A 17,500-nucleotide genomic window follows, 5' to 3' on the forward strand; every position below is an offset into this window, starting at 1 on the left:
ACGATCCGTGGCGGGTCAGGAAGGGTTGAACGCGTCATGAACACGCCGGTGAAATGGGGCGAGGAATTTCTCGCCAATGTCCTGACCGCCAGCACGCAGAACCAGCCGGCGGTCGTGGCGCTCGCCAATGGCGGTTTCGCGCTCGCCTATGGTGATTTCAGCCGAAGTACCGATGAGGGCACCGACTTGGACGATTTCGCGGTGCGCCTGCAGATCCACGACGCGCGCGGCGTGCTGACCACAGGCCCGATCCAGGTCAACCAGATTGCGACCGGGGCGCAACAGAACCCCAAAATCTTGAGTCTGGAGAACGGCGGCATCGCGGTGCTTTACGAAGACGGTTCCGAAGGCGCGGACACCGCCGGCGACGACAGCGATGCGGCCTTGAGGCTGAGTTTCTTTTCGCAGGACGGCACGGCGGGGCCGGGCGATCTCCTGGCACCGATGAGCACCTCGTCGAGCCAGACGCGCGGCGCATTGGCGGCACTGCCGAGCGGCGCCTTCGCCTTCGCCTATACCGATATCTCGGGTGCCTACGGCGATGGGGACGAGGCGGTGATGCTGTCGATCCGGGGCACATCGGGCGACGTGATCGTCCCGGATTTCCGAGCCAGCGTGCCAACTCTTGGCGCGCAGGAAGACCCGGCGCTCGCGACGCTTGCAAACGGCTCGATCGCGCTGGCCTATACCGATGCGTCTGGCGGTGACCCGGACATCCGGGTCGCGGTGTACGATCGCACCGGGGGGGCCATCGGCACCTCGGTCGTCGCCAACACCACCACACAGCATGAACAATTCGCGGCGGACATTGCCGGGCTCACGAATGGAACCTTCGTCGTGTCATGGACGGATGGATCGCGGACCGGCCTCGACCCGTCAAGCTACGGGGTGAGGGCGCAGATCTTTTCCAAGCACGGCGTGAAGCTCGGGGGCGAGTTTCTCGTCAATACCGCGATAACCTCGCAGCAAGCGTTCCCCGAGGTCGAGGCGCTCTCCGACGGCCGCTTCGTCATCGCCTGGCTGGATCGTTCGGAGGGGGTCGACAGCGGGCTGGACGACGCTTCGGGCGGGGCGATTAGGGCGCAGATTTTCGAGCCGGACGGGAGCCGGTCCGGCGACGAATTCCTCGTCAATACGGTGACCGCTGGCTTTCAATCCGATGTCACGATCACCGATCTCGGTGACGGACGGATCCTGTTCGCCTATCTCGACACGTCGATGGGGGTTCAAACCGATTTCGACGACACGACCTCGTCGATCCGGGCGACCATCTTCGACACGCGCGATGCGGGGCAGACGTGGATCGGCACCGAGGCGCATGAGCAATATGCAGGCACTGAATGGGACGACACCCTTCTTGGCAGGGCCGGAGACGACCTGCTCTTCGGCTATCATGGCGATGACCGGCTGGATGGCGAGACGGGTGATGACAGGCTGGTTGGCGGACAAGGGGGCGACACGTTGCTGGGGCGCGAAGGCCGCGACCACATCGAGGCAGGCGGTGGTCCAGACCGATTGCTGGGCGGGCGGGGCCGCGATTTCATGTTCGGGGGGGCCGGCCACGACATTCTGCGGGGGCATGAGGCCGGCGACTGGCTGCAAGGCGACGGCGGGCGCGATGTCCTGTTCGGCGGCGCCGATCCGGACGTTTTCGTCTATGCGACCGGGGCCGACAGCCGCGCGGGGGCGCTTGCGCGGGATCGGATCATCGGCTTCACGCCCGGCGAGGACCGTATCGTGCTGAGGCGCCTCGATGCGGATCTTCTGAGTACCGACAATGACGCGTTCGTCTTCATCGGGGAGGACGCTTTTTCCAACACGCCGGGCGAGTTGCGGGTCACGGTGCATCCCCGCTGCACGTTGATCCGGGGCGATACGGACGGCGATGGTGTGGCGGATCTCGAGATCCTCCTGCGCGGCCAGCACCAGCTCGACGCCTCGGATTTCATCCTCTGAGGCGCGTCAGCACCTCGCCCACCCAAAGCGGCACGATCTCACTCGCCGGGCCGTAACGGCCTTCGTCGAACAGCCCATAGGTGTCCGATGGTTCGAGGTTCAGTTCCAGCGTCGGCGTTCCAGCGGCGCGCGCCTCGCTCACGAACCCGGCGGCGGGATAGACGATTCCTGACGTCCCGATCGCCACGAACAGGTCCGCCATCAGAAGCCGGTCGTAGATCAGTTCCATCTCATATGGCATTTCCCCGAACCAGACGACGTCGGGCCGGGTCGCGGCGGTCGCGCAGGCGGGGCAGGGGTCGTCCACCGACATGACCTCCGGCGCGTCCCAGCGATGCCCACACGCCCCGCAAAGCGCTCGGTTCAACGCGCCGTGCATGTGGATCACGTCCCGCGCCCCGGCACGCTCGTGAAGATCGTCCACATTCTGCGTCACGAGCGTCAGCCGAACCCCGGCAGCAGCTTCGAGCCGCGCCAGCGCCTCATGCGCCGCATTCGGCGCGGCACCCCGGCAATTGGCCCGCCGCGCGTTGTAGAACTCCTGCACCAGAACCGGATTGCGCGCGAACCCCTCGGGCGTCGCCACCTCGTTCAGGTCGTATTTCGTCCAGAGCCCGCCCTCGTCGCGAAACGTGCCCAGCCCGCTTTCGGCCGAGATCCCGGCACCTGTCAGAACAACGATCCGTGTCATGGGGCAAGGGTAGGGCGCTTGACCCGTGCCGGTCCAGCGCGGAATATCGACCGAAAAGCGGAGGACATCAGAATGACGGAACGCGCAAAAGCACCCTGGCATCTGTGGGTGGTCGCCATCTTGTCGCTGTTGTGGAACGCGGGCGGCGGTTTCGATTGGGTGATGGCCCATTTCGCGCAGGAACAATACCTGGGCATGATGACCGAGGAACAACGCGACTGGTACACGAGCTTTCCGCTCTGGGCCGAAGTATTCTGGGCGCTGGGCGTCTGGGGAGCGATAATCGGCTCGGTGCTGCTGCTCGTCCGGTCCCGCCACGCAAGCCTCGCGTTCCTGCTCTCGCTGATCGGTCTGGTCGGAAACAGCCTCCATTCCATCGTGAGCATGGGCAACGCGCTGGTCGACATGATGGGACCGGGATCGATGATCTTCTCCGGCGCAATCGTCGTAGTCGCGGTGCTCTTGTGGTTCTACGCACGCGCCATGGCGCGGCGCGGCGTGCTCACCTGAACCGGCTTGGCGACAGGACCGCCACGCGCTAGCGTCCGGCCATGACCAAACGTATCCTCTTCGTCTGTCTCGGTAATATCTGCCGGTCGCCCTCCGCCGAAGGCGTCACCCGCGCACTCGCGGGCAGTCGCGACCTCATGCTCGACAGCGCGGGGACGTCCGGCTGGCACATTGGCGAGCCACCCTATGGCGAAATGCGGCGCGCGGCCGGTGCGCGCGGCTACGACCTCGACACGCTCCGCGCCCGCCAGTTCGCCCGTTCCGATTTCGAAAGCTTCGACCTGATCCTCGCCATGGACGACCAGAACCTCGCCGATATCGAGGCGCTGCGTCCGCCGGGCAACGATACCCCGGTCCGCCTGTTCACCGACTATGCGCCCGAAACCGGGGCCGACCATGTGCCGGACCCGTATTACACCCGCGATTTCGACGGGGCGCTCGATCTGGTGGAAACCTGCGCGCGCGGGCTACTGGCGAGCCTGGACTAACGGCAGAGCTCTGTCGCAGCCTCGCCGTACGACTTCCATTTGAGCCAGAACACTTCGTCCGCCGGATCGTCGGACGTTCGTGTCTCCTGGCTCGAATGAGGATCCTTGAAGAACGCCGCCCCGCGCTTCTGTTCTGCCGGTGTGAGAACCTGATCCGCGACCGCCTGGATACAGGCGCAAAGTGTCGCTGTGCGGGCCTGCCGTTCCGAGGCATTACAGGCCTGTTCGATGATCCCGGCATGCGTGAACGTTGCGCTCGACATGACGACGATCAGCGCCAGAAGCCCTGCCGACCTGGCCAAGGAAATGCGCAACATGGTCCCAGTTCCCTTCCCGAACGGCTGACACCATACCACATTGGCGAATGTCGGAAAAGTTAAACCGCAGTCAGCACAGCGGTCGCTGCAAGGGCCTCGACATCGGATATTGCACATAGCTCGGTGGCGTCCGTCATCACCGCGGCCGAGGCAGCGGCGCATCCCTGGACCAGCGCCGCCTCCGGCTCGGCATCACGGGACAGGGCAAGCGTGAAGGCACCCACGAAACTGTCGCCGGCCCCGACCTTGGATTTCACCGGCACGTCTTCGGTGTTGCAATGCCACCGTCCCGCGCGGGTGACGAGCACCGATCCGCCCGGACCCATCGCCAGCACGACCATCTCGGCCACGTCCCGCGCGATCAGGCTCCGCGCGAAATCCGCCACGTCTTCTCGTGATGGGAGCGCACGACCGGCCAGGGCCGCGCTCTCCGCTCCGTCGAGCCGCAGCACATGCTGACGCCCCGAGCCGACATTCATAAGCGCATGAAGCGGCGGCCCCGATGTGTCGAGGATCAACCGCGCGCCGCGCCCCACGATCTCGGCGGCGAGGTTGGTGGGGAAATGCACCGGCACCCCCGGCGGCTGGCTCCCGGACAGGACGACATAACCGCCCTCGGGCGCGACCTCCGCAATCGCCTCGATAGCCGCATGAGCCAATTCGGGCGACCAGCGCGGCCCCGGCATCACGAACCGGTATTGCTCCCCCGTCGTTTCGTCCGTCACGGCGAGCGATTGGCGCGTGTCGCCGGGGATCTCGAACGGCACCGGGTCCAGCGGCTCTTCGGCCAGCAGATCGCGATACGCTGCCCCGATATGGCCCGCCAATGCCACGAAAGCTTTCGCGCGCCCGCCAAGCTCGCCAATGGCCCGCGCCACGTTCACGCCCCCGCCGCCCGCGTCCCGCACGGCAGCGCGCAACCGGAGCTTTTCCTCCGGCACGACATGCGGGACCGAAGTGGAAAGGTCGAGCGCCGGGTTCAGCGTAACGGTCAAAATGCCTGACATAGCGCGACGCTATCCGCGCGCGGGCGAAGCGTCCAGCGTTACGCGACACGGGCGCGCTGTGCCGAACCTTGCCTGCCTCCCGCTGGCCGTCGCCCGCCGCAACCCTCCTGTCACGAAGCTATCACGCAGCATTCGCACGACTGTCACGCCCCTGTTGCGTTCAAGCCCAAGCTGTTGCCATCGCCAACCCTTAATCGGAGATAGATATGCTCTTGAGAACGACCGCACTCGCGCTTGCCGCGCTTCCCGGCGCCGCCCTCGCTGCCACGATCGAACTTGGCCCGCGCCCCTACTACCTGATCGACCGGATGGAAGACGGCGCGCTGAAGGACAAGTTGATGGCCTGCACGGATATGGACATGCAGGCCTCGCCTTTTTCCATCGGCCACCGTGGCGCGCCCCTGATGTTTCCTGAGCACACGGTCGAATCGAACCGCGCCGCTGCTCGCATGGGAGCCGGTATTCTGGAATGTGACGTGACCTTCACCGCCGACAAGGAACTGGTGTGTCGTCACGCCCAGAACGATCTTCACACCACCACCGATATTCTGGCCTCGGACCTCGCATCTAAGTGTTCGACCCCGTTCACCGGCGCGTTGGGTGACACCCCGGCATCGGTCGAATGCCGCACCTCGGACATCACGCTCGCCGAATTTCAAACCCTGACCGGCAAGATGGACGCGGGCAACGACCAAGGCGAGACGGTCGAAGCCTACATGGACGCGACCGCGGGCTGGCGCACCGATCTCTATTCGGCCATGGGCGGCACGTTGATGACCCATGCCGAGTCCATCGCCCTGTTCGACGAACTCGGCGCGGATTTCACGCCCGAGCTGAAAAGCCCCTCGGTCGAGATGCCGTTCGACGGGTTCAGCCAGGCCGATTACGCGCAGAAGATGATCGACGAATACAAGGACGCGGGCATCGCGCCGAACCGCGTCTGGCCACAGAGCTTCAACCTCGAAGACGTGCTCTACTGGGTCGAGAACGAGCCGGAATTCGGCGCACAGGCCGTGTTCCTCGTCGAATGGTCGGACGGGTTCGACGAACAGAACGCCGAGACATGGAACGAAGATTTCGCGGCCCTCGTCGAGCAGGGCGTGAATTATCTGGCCCCGTCGATAAACATGCTGGTCACCGTCAAGGACGGTGCGGTCGCAGCGTCCGACTACGCGAAGGCCGCGAAAGACGCAGGTCTGAACCTGATCACATGGACGCTGGAACGGTCCGGCCCGCTCACCACCGGTGGAGGTTGGTATTACCAATCCGTCGCTGACGTGGTCGACAACGACGCGGACTATTTCACCGTTCTCGACGTGCTGGCACAGGATGTGGGTGTCGAAGGCGTGTTCTCGGACTGGCCCGCAACCGTGACCTATTACGCGAATTGCATGGCGCAGGGCATGTAAACGCATTTCGCCCCGGTCGCACGTCCGGGGCAACCTCGTGGGGGAGGCGTGGCCTCTCCCATGTCATTCTCGTCCGGCCCTACGCCGTGCGGGGTCATCACCGGTCGACAGGCTCAGTCGTCCTTGTCCGATTTGCCGACGTCGCCCAAGGCCGCGCCGATCGCCGCGCCCATACCCGCGCCAATCGCGATCCCGGCCCCGACATTGTCCATCGCCACGCCGATGCCGGTGCCGATCCCGATACCGATAGCTATTGCAACACCCATATTCATGGTGCACCTCCTTGGAGTAGACATCGTGTCGCCCCCCGCGCGATGCAAATCCCTCAGCGGCACGCCGCCGACCGGATCACCTCAATTTCCATTGACCATTCCCCCCTTTGGCAGCATATCCCGCACATGACCACAGACCTCGCCCATATCCGCAATTTCTCGATCGTCGCGCATATCGACCACGGGAAATCCACGCTCGCCGACCGCCTGATCCAGGCCACCAACACCGTGGCCGACCGGGACATGAAAGAGCAACTGCTCGACGCCATGGACATCGAGCGCGAGCGCGGCATCACCATCAAGGCCAACACCGTGCGCATCGAGTACGAGGCGCTGGATGGCGAGAATTACGTGCTGAACCTGATCGACACCCCCGGCCACGTCGACTTTGCCTACGAAGTCTCGCGCTCCATGCGCGCTGTCGAAGGCTCGCTCCTCGTGGTGGACTCGACCCAGGGCGTCGAGGCGCAGACCCTCGCCAATGTCTATCAGGCCATCGACGCGAACCACGAAATCGTTCCGGTGTTCAACAAGATCGACCTGCCCGCCTCCGACATCTCCCGCGTGGCCGAACAGGTCGAGGACGTGATCGGCATCGACGCCTCCGGCGCGATCGCGGTCTCGGCCAAGACCGGCGAGGGCATCCGCGAAGTGCTCGAAGCCATCGTCAATACGCTGCCCGCCCCCAAGGGCGAGCGCGACGCGCCGCTCAAGGCGATGCTGGTCGACAGCTGGTATGACCCCTATCTCGGCGTCGTCGTGCTGGTGCGCATCATGGACGGCGTCCTCAAGAAGGGCGACAAGATCAAGATGATGCAGACCGGCGCGACCTATCCCGTCGACCGCATCGGCGTCTTCCGCCCGAAGATGGAAAACGCGGGTGAGCTAGGGCCGGGCGAAATCGGCTTCCTCACCGCCTCGATCAAACAGGTCCGCGACACCAAGGTCGGCGACACGATCACGCATGAGAAGAAGGGCTGCGAAAAACCGCTCCCCGGCTTCAACCCCTCCATCCCCGTCGTGTTCTGCGGCCTCTTCCCGGTCGACAGCAACGAGTTCGAAGACCTGCGCGACGCGATCGAGAAACTCGCGCTGAACGACGCCTCCTTCAGTTACGAAATGGAGACCTCCGCCGCGCTGGGCTTCGGCTTCCGCTGCGGCTTTCTGGGCCTTCTCCACCTCGAAGTCATCCGCGACCGGATCGAGCGCGAATATGACATCGAGCTGATCACCACCGCACCCAGCGTGGTCTACCACGTCTACATGAAGGACGGGACGATGCAGGAGCTGCACAACCCCGCCGACATGCCCGACATGACCGTGGTCGACCACCTCGAGGAACCGCGCATCAAGGCGACCATCATGGTGCCCGACGAGTTTCTGGGCGACGTGCTGAAACTCTGCCAGGACCGGCGCGGCATCCAGCTCGACCTGACCTATGCCGGCTCACGCGCGATGGCGGTCTATGACCTCCCGCTGAACGAAGTGGTGTTCGACTTCTACGATAGGCTGAAATCGGTCACGAAAGGTTACGCGTCTTTCGATTACCAGATGGAGGGCTACCGCGCCGACAACCTGGTGAAAATGTCGATCCTCGTGAACGACGAGCCGGTCGACGCCCTTTCGATGATGGTCCACCGCGACCGCGCCGAAACCCGCGGCCGGGCGATGTGCGAGAAACTCAAAGACCTCATCCCCCGCCACATGTTCAAAATCCCGATCCAGGCCGCCATCGGCGGCAAGGTCATCGCCCGCGAAACGCTGTCAGCCCTGCGCAAGGACGTGACCGCCAAATGCTACGGCGGCGACGCGACCCGGAAGAAGAAACTGCTGGAGAAGCAGAAGGCGGGTAAGAAGAAAATGCGCCAGTTCGGGAAAGTGGACATCCCGCAGGAGGCGTTTATTTCGGCGTTGAAGATGGATGGGTGATGACGTTCAGTGACATCACGTGAATGATTTTCCCAAAAATAGACCTGATCTCGGCGCGATGATAAATTATGTCGACGAGCGCTTGACCCAAAGTTTGGATAAAAGGATTGCGGCCTACATTGACCAATATCCTGCGCTGTTGAATCTGGGGCAAAAAGCACAAAGCGACGCAGATCTCAAAGCATTGGCGTTGGCTGTTTACGGATGGATGCCAACGACGCTGAAATCGTACCATTTTGATGGATTTGATGTTTCGTATGTCAAAGGGCTTGATGTGCAATCTGCTTATGATTGGCTTCGGAGTGAGGCCGAGCCAAAGGTGAATAACAGTTGGGTCGGATACAGTAAGTTTTTGCATATGTTGCGCCCGGACCTATTTCCGATTTGGGATAGTCATATCGCGCGTGCACTTGGCTTAAAAATGTATTCGACAAATAGATCTGGTATATACGCGAACTATTTCTACTGGGTTCATTTTTTTGCGTTACCAAAATACGGCACGGAACTGGCTCGCCTGGAAAAAGGCATCCTCGAAAACACAACCGAAATAAGACGATTGGAATTTGCGATCTTCAGCGCATACCAAAATATATAGTTTTGGTTTTGGACGCTGCTTTGAATTAGAGAGCGAGCCGTAGGGTGCGTGCTCGCACGCACCGCATCGCACTCCCGCCGCATCGGTGCGTGAAATCACGCACCCTACGTCATATTCATCCCATCCCACGAACCGCCCGTCCCGGCGCCCCGCCCCGGGACTGACCCGGGGCGGGGCGCGTCTCTCAAGACCGCACTCCTCCCACCCCCACCCGTGCTACACTCCCCCCACACCACAGGGAGGAAACACCATGTCTCATGTCTATCCGATCACCGAAGTCTATGGCTCGTCCGAGGAGAGTATCGACGATGCGATCCGAAAGGCGATCTCGACCGCGTCGAAATCGGTGCGCAATGTCGAGTGGTTCGAGGTGACCGAGATCCGGGGCCACGTGGCCGAGGGCGAAGTCGCGCATTTTCAGGTCGGGGTGAAGCTCGGGTTCCGGCTCGACCGCGACTGATGCGGGGAACCGGGCAGCGGGCCGCGTCGTTGGCGAAGCATGGAAAGATCGACCGCCCTTGCCCCGACCCCTGACGCCGCCCACGACCTCGCCCGGGTGGAGCGCGTCGCCTCATGGCTCGACACCCGATATGTCATTCCCGGCACGCAGGTTCGCTTCGGGCTGGACTCGCTCATCGGTCTGATCCCCGGTGTGGGCGACACCGCGATGCTGCTCCCCTCGCTCTGGATCATGGCGGTCGCCTACAAGCACGGCGTGCCGAAGCGGACCATCGCGCAGATGGGGTGGAATGCGGGCGTCGATTACGTTGTCGGGTCGATCCCGCTTCTGGGCGATCTCTTCGACCTCTTCTACAAATCCCACCGCAAGAACGCCGCGCTGTTGCGGGACGCGCTGGGACAGCGGACGCCGCGTTAGCATTTCCGGCGCAGGCCGACATACGGTCATCGTGCCATACGCTTTCCATACGTCTTCCATACGTGTTCCATATGTGGGCGTTGTCCAAGGGTCGGCCGCTTAACCTACCGTGCGCGAAGGGGCGGCCGCCCCCGGAACCACGGCGACACCTCGCGCGTTTCACGGGAAAGGAGACGTATCATGAAATATGGTTGGAAACTGCTTCTCATCCCGATCTGGGCGCTCTCGATCGCAGGTGCCGTCGTCATCGCAGGCCTGTCCATCGGAGCCATATCCTGGGTCACGTTTGCCGTCGCCGCGGTCGTCGGCCTGGTGCTCGGCATCCCCGCAGGTATCTGGAATACGAGGAAAATTCGCCGTGAAGACCCGAACTGGGAAAACGGTCGCTACGTGCCGGCCTGACCCTGCGGCAATTTTCCGCGACGGAAAAATCCGGGCATGGCGTATGATCCTGAACATGTTTCAGGAGACCCGCCATGCCCCAAGGCTACACCCGACTGCAGATCATTCTTCACTGGCTGATTTTCGCGCTGATCGCGGCGCAATTCATCTTTCACGACGCCATATCCGATGCGTTCCGAAGCTTGGTCCGAACCGGCGGTTTCGAAGCTAACCCATTGGTTTTCCAACATGTTCTGACCGGCATTCTGATCCTGATTCTGGTCGGATGGCGCTTCTACATCAAATCGCGCCGAAGTGCACCGACGCTCCCGGAAAACGAGCCCGCCCTGCTGAAACTTGCCGCCCACGGAACGCATATCCTGCTCTACCTCCTGATGGTCTTCGTGCCCATCACCGGGCTCGTCGCGTGGTTCAGCATCTCCCGCGGCGCCGGCGAGGTTCACGAGGTTCTGAAATCGGTCTTGCTGGTCGTCATTCTGCTCCATATCGCGGGGGCGCTGTTCCAGAAATTCGTGTTGAAATCCAATGTGATGGAACGAATGATCCGTCCGAATCCATGACCCGGCTCGTCCTCTTCCTGCACTCGATGATCGGGACGACCCTGGCGGGCGTCACGGTCGTCGTGGCGCTGGTTTCGGGGGTCTCCGGGCTATGGCCATTGGTCGGCGCGGCGGCGGCGGGATGGGTCGTCGGCTGGCCGATCGCCCGGATCGTGGCAAGACGCATTCAGTAACACGAATGACTTAGATCAAAGACAGTAAACCCCTAATCTCCATACAAGTTTTTCAAACGCGCGTGACAAAGGGGAAAGCCATGTTTCTGATTCTCGCACTCTATTTCGTCGCCGGCACATCGCTCGCCGGCATCTTCATCGTTGCCGCCCTCACCGCGGGCCTGACCACAGCCCAGCCCATCATCTGGGCCGCCGTCATCGGCTTCGTCGTCGCGGTTCCCGTTGTCTGGCTTCTCGCCCGCAGACTCCGCGCCTGACGTTACCGGTTGAACGGAAAGGGGCAGCGGGCTACGAGAAGGTCGTGCGGCCCCTTAGCTCAACTGGATAGAGCAGCTGACTTCTAATCAGCAGGTTCCGGGTTCGAGTCCTGGAGGGGTCGCCAATGTATTTAGATATTTGATTGATATTCACCGATCACAAAAAACCTACCGGCTGCCACACGGCTACAGCAATAGTCATGTCAATCCTCGACCCGATTTGAGCTGTAGATCGTTGTTGGGAAATGATCGCGGAGAACCAAATTTTTGGCTTTAATCGGGATCTGAAAGTGGCAGGTGTGATTTTAGATAAACTTGCCAGGCAAGTGTCTTGCGAGTGCACAACACTCGCTCAATGATTTCATATCTAAGGCATAGCATTTCCGGGGCTGAGATGGCCCGGCATCGACAGTGAGCTCTGAGTCAGCTTCGGACCGGACAGTCATGTCAAACGTTTCGACTGGCTGGTTTGCTGGTGATCTGCCCATTCGGCATAGCTGCGGCTCGGAAAACTAAGTGGTGGTCTGCTGCACGTATTCGGCCCCGCATGATTGGCAGCGAGACGGGCCGGCGTCACTCCATCTCGCCCTGAACAAGGCGTTGAGCTGCCGGACCTCTTCTGAAGTGAGCGACCAATGAAAGCCCAAGGATTACGAGCGCAAAGAGCCCCGCAACAAGAGCGATCGGTCTTGTCAAGAACACGCCAAAGTCGCCGTCTGACAACAAAAGAGTGCGACGCAGGTTCTCTTCCAACGGCGCGCCTAAGATCAACCCGAGCACCAACGGCACGACATCAAATCCCGCAAGGATCAATGCGAAACCGGCGATGCCGAAGATCAGGGTCAGCCAGAGGTCGAAAGTCGAGTTGCCGACACTCATCACGCCGATGCACGTAAAGAGTACGATTGCCGGAAACAGCAAGGGATAAGGAATCCGAAGCAACCGCACCCATATACCGATCAGCGGGATGTTGAGGGCAACGAGGATGACCATACCGATCCAGAAGCTCGCGATCAGGCCCCAGAACAGCTCTGGGTGCATTGTCATGACCATCGGACCGGGCTGAATCCCCTGGAGCATCATTGCCGCCAAGAGCAGTGCCATCACCGCGTCACCAGGAATCCCGAGCGTCAGAGACGGGATAAAGGCAGTACCGACGCCGGCGTTGTTGCAGGCTTCAGGCGCGGCCAATCCCTCGATGGCCCCTTTGCCGAACTCTGCGGGGCGTTTCGAAATCCGTTTTTCAATCGCGTAGGCGATGAACGTCGCCATGCCGCCGGAGGTGCCCGGCAGCGCGCCGAAGGCCGCGCCCAACCCCGAGCCGCGCAGCATTGCGGGCCAAGACCGTCGCCATTCCTCACGATTGGGAAGCTGGTCGCGCAGTCGCAGGCTTTGGTTCATCGGGGCAACAGACGCCTTTCCCACGCTCGAGATGACCTCGGTGAGCGCGAACAGCCCCATTGCGATGGGGATCAGACCAATCCCGTTTGAAAGCTCCGGCAGCCCGAATGTGAACCTTTGGAAACCAGTGTTCACATCGGTCCCGACGGTGGCGAGCAGCAAGCCCAAAAGGACCATCGAAATGCCTTTGATCGGCGACCCGCGACCGACGCTGGCGGCCGCGACAAGGCCTAGCATCATCAGCATGAAATACTCGGCTGGTCCGAACTTGAGCGCGAAGGCGGATAGCGCGGGTGCAGCGAGCATGAGGAGCAAGATGCCGACTGATGACCCCCATGCAGAGGCGATGCACTTGGTGAAAAGCGCGACGCCTGCCTTGCCCTGCTTGGCCATGGGGTAACCGTCGAGCACATCGACGGCCGCCGCCGGATGACCCGGAATCCCGATCAGGATCGAAGTGGTTCCCCCGCCGAAATCCGCACCAAAGTAAACGCCCGCGAGCATGATCAGGGCACCATCGACCGGAAGGTAATAGGTGAAGGGCAGCAAGAGCGAGATCGTGATCAACGCACCCAAGCCCGGCAAGACCCCGACGAGTGTGCCAAGCAAGACCCCAGCAAAACAATACCAGAGGTTCGCAAGGGTCAGAGCTTCTGAAAAGCCGAGAATGATGTGATCCAGCATCGTTGTGTCTCAGAATGGGAGGGCTGACAAAGGCATGCCCAATGCCACGATGAAGACGAGCCAGCTTAGGACGGAAAGCCCGATGGCCAACAAGACGAGCGTGCTGAGTTTCGTCTTGGGGTCGGCAAATCCGGCGACGACCACGGCCAGAAATGCACTTGGAACCAACCCCAATAGGCGGATCGTCAGGGCAAAGACCGCAACCGAACCGATCACGCATAGGATCGCGCGAAGATTGACGCGTGCGATCGCCCCCGGCTTGCCCCCTCGCATAAGCGCGGGAGCCGCGATGAGCGCCCCGCACAGTGCCAACGCCACGCCAAGTATAGTCGGAAAAAACCCCGGCCCCATATTGCCGAGCGACCCGAGATTGAGGTGCGTTCCTGCGCGAAGAGCTGCGCCGCCGCCAATCACGGCGAGGGCCAGCCCCCCCAGAATATCTCGGCTTCGCTCGGGCAAAAGGTTCATACGGTCGCCTCCGCGTGCACAATTTTTCTCAGGTGCGCACTCACCCGCACCATCGCTTCGTTCGCTGCATCGAAACGGTATTTGGTAAAGCCATGAGGCATACCCTCAAACACGTCGAGTGTGACTTTTGCACCGCCAGAACTGGCCTTCTCGGCAGCCGTCATCGCTTCGCTCAAGAGGCCTTCGACGCTGCCGACGATGATGTGCACCGGCGGCAGTCCAGAGAGATCACCATAGATCGGTGAGGCCCGCGGGTCGTCGCGTGGCGCAGCGCCCATGTAAATTGCGATCATATCAGAGCCCATGGCGCGTGTGGCGATGTCTTTGCCAGCGTTGAAGTCCCAACTTTCACCAGACAGGGTCAAATCCACAAAGGGGCTGATGCATGTCACGACCAAGGGCGGAGGGGCCCCTTCATCCCGCAGGGCAGCCGCCGCAGCCAGAACCAGACCGCCACCTGCGCTTTCGCCGACCAGCGCGAAACGTCGCCCTTCGGCCCCAAGCGCCTTGGCAACGGTCACTGCATCGTCAAACGCTGCGGGAAACGGATCCTCGGGGGCCTGACGATAGGCGACCGCAAAGACCGTGCAGCCCGTTCCCAGAGCGATCTCTTTCGCGTTGGCACGCCCAAGATCGAGGCTTCCACGGATATAGCCGCCCCCATGAAAGAACACGAGAACCACATCGCTAGCACCTTCGCCCGCGATCCATTCCCCCGGACAGCCACCCACCTCGCCCGGCGTGACGGTCAACCCCTCCGGTTCAGGGCGAAAGAACGGATTGGAGATCATGGTCGCGGTCGCGGCCCGGAGCGAGGCGATGTCGCCGCTGGCCCGGTAGCTGGTCGCGAAATTCACGTTCTCGAGCATTTTGCGCACGGTCTCGATATCCCCGCTCGTTGCGGGGATATCGTTACGCGTCAGACCGTCGGTCATTGATCGAGGCTCACGCCGAGGTCTTCGATCAGGGCTTTGGTCCCGGGTGTTTCCGCTTCGATGAAAGCCGCGAAATCGGCAGGCGTGCTTGCAATCGGTGTATAGCCATTGGGCACGGCGATCTCCGAGACGAACGCAGGGTCAGTGATGACGGCCTTGAAGCTTTCTTGGATCTTGGTCTTGATCTCGTCCGGGGTGCCGCCCGGCACCGCGATGCCGACGATGGCGTAGATGTCCAGATCGGGATAGCCGACTTCGGCGAAGGTCGGGACATCCGGCAGCGACGGCTGCCGCTCGTCGCCGTTCATCGCGAGCATCCGAAGTTTGCCGCCCTCGCCGAACCGCGTGGCGAGAACTGAACTGGCGACGGTCACATCGACCTGTCCGCCGAGCATGTCCTGTAACATCTGCCCTCCGTTGGAATAGGGCACGTGCTTCATGTCGAGCCCGGCAGCCTGAAGATACTTGGCCATGCCGAGGTGCATCATGTGGCCGACGCCGAACGAGCCGAAGGTGTGACTCGCGCCTTCGGCCTTCATCATCGCGTCGAAATCCTCGACTGTCTGAGCTTCCAGCCCGCCTCTCACGAGCAGGCCGAACTCGATCCGGAACAACTGGGACACCGGCTCCAGATCGGTCGCGGCATCATAGGGCAACTGTTTGTAAAGGATCGGGTTGTTCAGGAAAGTCGACTCGGTGCCGACGAAGATCGTGTATCCGTCAGGCTCCGCTTGCGCGACGGTATTGGCCGAGATGACTTCGTTCCCGCCGGGGCGCGTATCGACGACGACAGGCTGCCCCCAGCCCTCTTGCAGTTTTTCGGCAATCGCGCGGGTCACGGCGTCCATCGCAAAGCCGGGATAGGCGTGGATGAGCGTGACGGGTTTGGTCGGGTAATCCTGCGCGGCCGCGGTGAACGGGGCGGCGAAGCTCGCAGCGATCGCAATGCCCGCAAGACGGGTGATGGCACGTTTCATGAAGGTCCTCCTCTTGGTCGCCGTTCTCCTCCAGACCGGCGTGCTGGTAGAGGACCATAAAAGCAGCGGACTGCATTTTCTTGACATTTTGGGACATCACGCATCTTCGCGTTTCATCGCCCTCCGGCTCGCAAGGGGAGCAATTCCAAACGCACTCCGATACCAGCGACTGAAAACAGACGAGCTTTCAAAACCAATGAGATAGGTGATCTCGGTCAGTGACCTGTCGCTGGCAAGAACATATTGCTGCGCAAGCTCTCGTCGCACTTCGTCCAGCAGAACGGAAAACGTAAGACCTTCAACCGCGAGCCGCCGCTGCACCGTCCGCCGATCCATTTCGAGCAGACCCGCGATTCGATCCGCGCGCGCTTCGCCCCGGGCAATGAGCAGGATGATCAATTGCCGAACGCGATAGGAAAACACATCCGGCGCTTCGGCAGCACGCGACAAGATTTGATCCGCCTGCGCGTCGATGACTTGCGCCGTCGTCGGTCGTCTGATCGAACGTGCAAGGTCCCTAGGTTCCAGAACTAGCGCGTTGAGTTCCTGTCCGAACGCCGGCACCGAACCGAAGTGCTTTCGGTAAACGGCATCGGGCAACGCCTTGGCATGGCGAAACCGAACGCCCTTCGGCGACCATTCTGTGCCCAGAACCCACCTGAGCATCTCGGTCACACCGCACAGGATCATTTCGGCACTTTGTCGCGACAGGATGTGCTTTCGAGTCAACAGTTCGACCGTGAGCAAAGTCAATTCGCCATCGTCGACCACCGAGAGAAACAACGCACTGGAATGGAGGTGAAAGGCACGCGCCATGGTCTCCAGCACATCGCCGAGCGTCTCCTTTTCACGCAGCACCAAAGCGACCGGGCCAAGATCTGGCATCTTCCTGAAGGCGGCGAACTGAAGTCCGAAATCCTGCATTTCGAGGGTTTTGGCAGCAGTTTCCAACAGTGCCATTGGCGCTTCGACTGGCACCCGAGCGTCAGGATGGTCATTCAAGGACAGCGGCACACCACTCGCCCGAAACACCTGCTCTGGGTCTGCCTGAAGCACCTTTAGGAAATCAACAAGGTCAAGGATAAGAGTTCCCCGAATGTTGGCCGTCATGTCCCATCCATGTTGCTGGGTCGGAGTTGCTTTGAGACCGAATTAGAGGCCAAGCCTATACTGCGATGGCATTGCTGTCGCCGTATTCATCAAACAAGCGCGATGAAGGTTTTGCCGATTTTGGAATTTGTAGATCGCACGGTCGTTTTAGCTCATTTCAGCACTTGGAGACGAATCTACGGACATCTGCCCTCGGCCCAACGAGTCTACGACCATCTCGGGTGTTTTGCGGACCGTTGCCCCAGACACGGGGGGAGGCCGGTTCCGCCCCTGAGCAGACATTCGTTCCAAGTGCAGCGCCAGATTCCAAGGGGCTTGGTTGGTGGCGAGGGGAATTCATCTCATGTGCTGCATGGGCCTCGTGGTCAGCGCCTCCCAAGCCCGAGAAAGCGCTTGAGGTGGGTAAACGGCAACGTGCCAATTTTTTTCAAAGCGTCATCGAGATGTGGTATGGCGTTGTCTTGGAGGTCTCGCGGGAAACC

21 protein-coding genes and 1 tRNA gene are annotated in these 17,500 nt (G+C 61.5%); 13 read left to right on the forward strand and 9 right to left on the reverse strand.

What is annotated here, in order from left to right:
* The first annotated feature begins 36 nt into the window (after positions 1-36).
* The gene (locus KJP28_RS17845) at positions 37-1,956 is read left to right on the forward strand and encodes a calcium-binding protein (RefSeq protein ID WP_218393978.1); all 1,920 of its coding nucleotides are present in this window, start codon (positions 37-39) and stop codon (positions 1,954-1,956) included.
* On the opposite strand, the gene KJP28_RS17850 is transcribed toward KJP28_RS17845, so the two are convergent.
* Positions 1,946-2,647 carry an NAD-dependent deacylase gene (locus KJP28_RS17850; RefSeq protein WP_218393979.1) on the reverse strand — a complete coding sequence of 234 codons (702 nt, stop codon included), beginning with the start codon at positions 2,645-2,647 and terminating at the stop codon, positions 1,946-1,948. The two genes, KJP28_RS17845 and KJP28_RS17850, sit on opposite strands and share 11 nt — an antisense overlap.
* 72 nt (positions 2,648-2,719) lie before the next feature.
* On the opposite strand from KJP28_RS17850, the gene KJP28_RS17855 reads away from it, so the two are divergent.
* Positions 2,720-3,157, forward strand: a complete 438-nt coding sequence (locus KJP28_RS17855) for a hypothetical protein (RefSeq protein ID WP_218393980.1) — start codon at positions 2,720-2,722, stop codon at positions 3,155-3,157.
* Between the two features lie 41 nt (positions 3,158-3,198).
* Complete coding sequence (locus KJP28_RS17860) at positions 3,199-3,645, forward strand: low molecular weight protein-tyrosine-phosphatase (protein ID WP_218393981.1); 447 nt, start codon at positions 3,199-3,201, stop codon at positions 3,643-3,645.
* Here KJP28_RS17860 and KJP28_RS17865 read toward each other — a convergent pair.
* Together KJP28_RS17865 and KJP28_RS17870 are read right to left on the reverse strand one after the other, a co-directional pair.
* A complete protein-coding gene (locus KJP28_RS17865; protein ID WP_255552453.1) occupies positions 3,642-3,962 on the reverse strand; it encodes a hypothetical protein in 321 nt (106 codons plus the stop codon). The genes KJP28_RS17860 and KJP28_RS17865 overlap by 4 nt on opposite strands.
* A 59-nt stretch (positions 3,963-4,021) precedes the next feature.
* Positions 4,022-4,969, reverse strand: a complete 948-nt coding sequence (locus KJP28_RS17870) for a 1-phosphofructokinase family hexose kinase (RefSeq protein ID WP_218393982.1) — start codon at positions 4,967-4,969, stop codon at positions 4,022-4,024.
* Between the two features lie 206 nt (positions 4,970-5,175).
* Here KJP28_RS17870 and KJP28_RS17875 point away from each other — a divergent pair, with 206 nt between their 5' ends.
* Entirely contained in the window at positions 5,176-6,378 is a 1,203-nt protein-coding gene (locus KJP28_RS17875; protein WP_218393983.1) for a glycerophosphodiester phosphodiesterase family protein, read from the forward strand.
* 113 nt (positions 6,379-6,491) lie between these two features.
* On the opposite strand, the gene KJP28_RS17880 is transcribed toward KJP28_RS17875, so the two are convergent.
* Positions 6,492-6,650 carry a hypothetical protein gene (locus KJP28_RS17880; RefSeq protein ID WP_218393984.1) on the reverse strand — a complete coding sequence of 53 codons (159 nt, stop codon included), beginning with the start codon at positions 6,648-6,650 and terminating at the stop codon, positions 6,492-6,494.
* A 126-nt stretch (positions 6,651-6,776) separates the two neighbouring features.
* Between KJP28_RS17880 and lepA the strand changes: the two genes are divergently transcribed.
* The 9 genes from lepA to KJP28_RS17925 all read left to right on the forward strand — a co-directional run bounded on the left by lepA (position 6,777) and on the right by KJP28_RS17925 (position 11,568).
* A complete protein-coding gene (lepA, locus tag KJP28_RS17885; RefSeq protein ID WP_218393985.1) occupies positions 6,777-8,579 on the forward strand; it encodes a translation elongation factor 4 in 1,803 nt (600 codons plus the stop codon).
* A 19-nt stretch (positions 8,580-8,598) separates the two neighbouring features.
* Entirely contained in the window at positions 8,599-9,174 is a 576-nt protein-coding gene (locus KJP28_RS17890) for a DUF6308 family protein (protein WP_218393986.1), read from the forward strand.
* A gap of 250 nt (positions 9,175-9,424) precedes the next feature.
* The gene (locus tag KJP28_RS17895; protein ID WP_218393987.1) at positions 9,425-9,634 is read left to right on the forward strand and encodes a dodecin; all 210 of its coding nucleotides are present in this window, start codon (positions 9,425-9,427) and stop codon (positions 9,632-9,634) included.
* Positions 9,635-9,673: 39 nt separating this feature from the next.
* Positions 9,674-10,051, forward strand: a complete 378-nt coding sequence (locus tag KJP28_RS17900; RefSeq protein WP_218393988.1) for a DUF4112 domain-containing protein — start codon at positions 9,674-9,676, stop codon at positions 10,049-10,051.
* Positions 10,052-10,231: 180 nt separating this feature from the next.
* Entirely contained in the window at positions 10,232-10,453 is a 222-nt protein-coding gene (locus KJP28_RS17905; protein WP_218393989.1) for a hypothetical protein, read from the forward strand.
* A gap of 74 nt (positions 10,454-10,527) precedes the next feature.
* Positions 10,528-11,013 carry a cytochrome b gene (locus KJP28_RS17910; protein ID WP_218393990.1) on the forward strand — a complete coding sequence of 162 codons (486 nt, stop codon included), beginning with the start codon at positions 10,528-10,530 and terminating at the stop codon, positions 11,011-11,013.
* Positions 11,010-11,186: a CTP synthetase gene (locus KJP28_RS17915; protein ID WP_218393991.1), complete on the forward strand. Its 177-nt coding sequence runs from the start codon at positions 11,010-11,012 to the stop codon at positions 11,184-11,186. Before KJP28_RS17910 ends, KJP28_RS17915 begins: the two co-directional genes overlap by 4 nt.
* Before the next feature lie 80 nt (positions 11,187-11,266).
* Positions 11,267-11,443 carry a CTP synthetase gene (locus tag KJP28_RS17920; protein WP_218393992.1) on the forward strand — a complete coding sequence of 59 codons (177 nt, stop codon included), beginning with the start codon at positions 11,267-11,269 and terminating at the stop codon, positions 11,441-11,443.
* 48 nt (positions 11,444-11,491) lie between these two features.
* Positions 11,492-11,568, forward strand: a tRNA-Arg gene (locus KJP28_RS17925).
* 448 nt (positions 11,569-12,016) lie between these two features.
* On the opposite strand, the gene KJP28_RS17930 is transcribed toward KJP28_RS17925, so the two are convergent.
* The 5 genes from KJP28_RS17930 to KJP28_RS17950 form a co-directional block, all read right to left on the reverse strand.
* Entirely contained in the window at positions 12,017-13,528 is a 1,512-nt protein-coding gene (locus tag KJP28_RS17930; protein ID WP_218393993.1) for a tripartite tricarboxylate transporter permease, read from the reverse strand.
* A 9-nt stretch (positions 13,529-13,537) separates the two neighbouring features.
* On the reverse strand, positions 13,538-13,996 hold the full coding sequence (locus tag KJP28_RS17935) for a tripartite tricarboxylate transporter TctB family protein (RefSeq protein ID WP_218393994.1): 459 nt from the start codon (positions 13,994-13,996) through the stop codon (positions 13,538-13,540).
* On the reverse strand, positions 13,993-14,931 hold the full coding sequence (locus tag KJP28_RS17940) for an alpha/beta hydrolase (RefSeq protein ID WP_218393995.1): 939 nt from the start codon (positions 14,929-14,931) through the stop codon (positions 13,993-13,995). The genes KJP28_RS17935 and KJP28_RS17940 overlap by 4 nt, the downstream gene beginning before the upstream one ends.
* On the reverse strand, positions 14,928-15,908 hold the full coding sequence (locus KJP28_RS17945) for a Bug family tripartite tricarboxylate transporter substrate binding protein (RefSeq protein WP_218393996.1): 981 nt from the start codon (positions 15,906-15,908) through the stop codon (positions 14,928-14,930). The genes KJP28_RS17940 and KJP28_RS17945 overlap by 4 nt, the downstream gene beginning before the upstream one ends.
* A 96-nt stretch (positions 15,909-16,004) precedes the next feature.
* Positions 16,005-17,018 (reverse strand): AraC family transcriptional regulator, encoded by a 1,014-nt coding sequence (locus tag KJP28_RS17950; protein ID WP_218393997.1) that lies wholly within the window; start codon positions 17,016-17,018, stop codon positions 16,005-16,007.
* Positions 17,019-17,500 lie beyond the last annotated feature (482 nt).

The sequence above is a fragment of the Maritimibacter dapengensis genome, from assembly GCF_019218265.1.
GTDB lineage: Bacteria > Pseudomonadota > Alphaproteobacteria > Rhodobacterales > Rhodobacteraceae > Maritimibacter > Maritimibacter dapengensis.

Excerpts from the sequence above, each read along its gene's own strand:
- KJP28_RS17845 (WP_218393978.1), top strand. The coding sequence starts at position 37 with ATGAACACGCCGGTGAAATGGGGCGAGGAATTTCTCGCCAATGTCCTG.
- KJP28_RS17850 (WP_218393979.1), bottom strand. The coding sequence starts at position 2,647 with ATGACACGGATCGTTGTTCTGACAGGTGCCGGGATCTCGGCCGAAAGC.
- KJP28_RS17855 (WP_218393980.1), top strand. The coding sequence starts at position 2,720 with ATGACGGAACGCGCAAAAGCACCCTGGCATCTGTGGGTGGTCGCCATC.
- KJP28_RS17860 (WP_218393981.1), top strand. The coding sequence starts at position 3,199 with ATGACCAAACGTATCCTCTTCGTCTGTCTCGGTAATATCTGCCGGTCG.
- KJP28_RS17865 (WP_255552453.1), bottom strand. The coding sequence starts at position 3,962 with ATGTTGCGCATTTCCTTGGCCAGGTCGGCAGGGCTTCTGGCGCTGATC.
- KJP28_RS17870 (WP_218393982.1), bottom strand. The coding sequence starts at position 4,969 with ATGTCAGGCATTTTGACCGTTACGCTGAACCCGGCGCTCGACCTTTCC.
- KJP28_RS17875 (WP_218393983.1), top strand. The coding sequence starts at position 5,176 with ATGCTCTTGAGAACGACCGCACTCGCGCTTGCCGCGCTTCCCGGCGCC.
- KJP28_RS17880 (WP_218393984.1), bottom strand. The coding sequence starts at position 6,650 with ATGAATATGGGTGTTGCAATAGCTATCGGTATCGGGATCGGCACCGGC.
- lepA (WP_218393985.1), top strand. The coding sequence starts at position 6,777 with ATGACCACAGACCTCGCCCATATCCGCAATTTCTCGATCGTCGCGCAT.
- KJP28_RS17895 (WP_218393987.1), top strand. The coding sequence starts at position 9,425 with ATGTCTCATGTCTATCCGATCACCGAAGTCTATGGCTCGTCCGAGGAG.
- KJP28_RS17900 (WP_218393988.1), top strand. The coding sequence starts at position 9,674 with ATGGAAAGATCGACCGCCCTTGCCCCGACCCCTGACGCCGCCCACGAC.
- KJP28_RS17905 (WP_218393989.1), top strand. The coding sequence starts at position 10,232 with ATGAAATATGGTTGGAAACTGCTTCTCATCCCGATCTGGGCGCTCTCG.
- KJP28_RS17910 (WP_218393990.1), top strand. The coding sequence starts at position 10,528 with ATGCCCCAAGGCTACACCCGACTGCAGATCATTCTTCACTGGCTGATT.
- KJP28_RS17915 (WP_218393991.1), top strand. The coding sequence starts at position 11,010 with ATGACCCGGCTCGTCCTCTTCCTGCACTCGATGATCGGGACGACCCTG.
- KJP28_RS17920 (WP_218393992.1), top strand. The coding sequence starts at position 11,267 with ATGTTTCTGATTCTCGCACTCTATTTCGTCGCCGGCACATCGCTCGCC.
- KJP28_RS17930 (WP_218393993.1), bottom strand. The coding sequence starts at position 13,528 with ATGCTGGATCACATCATTCTCGGCTTTTCAGAAGCTCTGACCCTTGCG.
- KJP28_RS17935 (WP_218393994.1), bottom strand. The coding sequence starts at position 13,996 with ATGAACCTTTTGCCCGAGCGAAGCCGAGATATTCTGGGGGGGCTGGCC.
- KJP28_RS17940 (WP_218393995.1), bottom strand. The coding sequence starts at position 14,931 with ATGACCGACGGTCTGACGCGTAACGATATCCCCGCAACGAGCGGGGAT.
- KJP28_RS17945 (WP_218393996.1), bottom strand. The coding sequence starts at position 15,908 with ATGAAACGTGCCATCACCCGTCTTGCGGGCATTGCGATCGCTGCGAGC.
- KJP28_RS17950 (WP_218393997.1), bottom strand. The coding sequence starts at position 17,018 with ATGACGGCCAACATTCGGGGAACTCTTATCCTTGACCTTGTTGATTTC.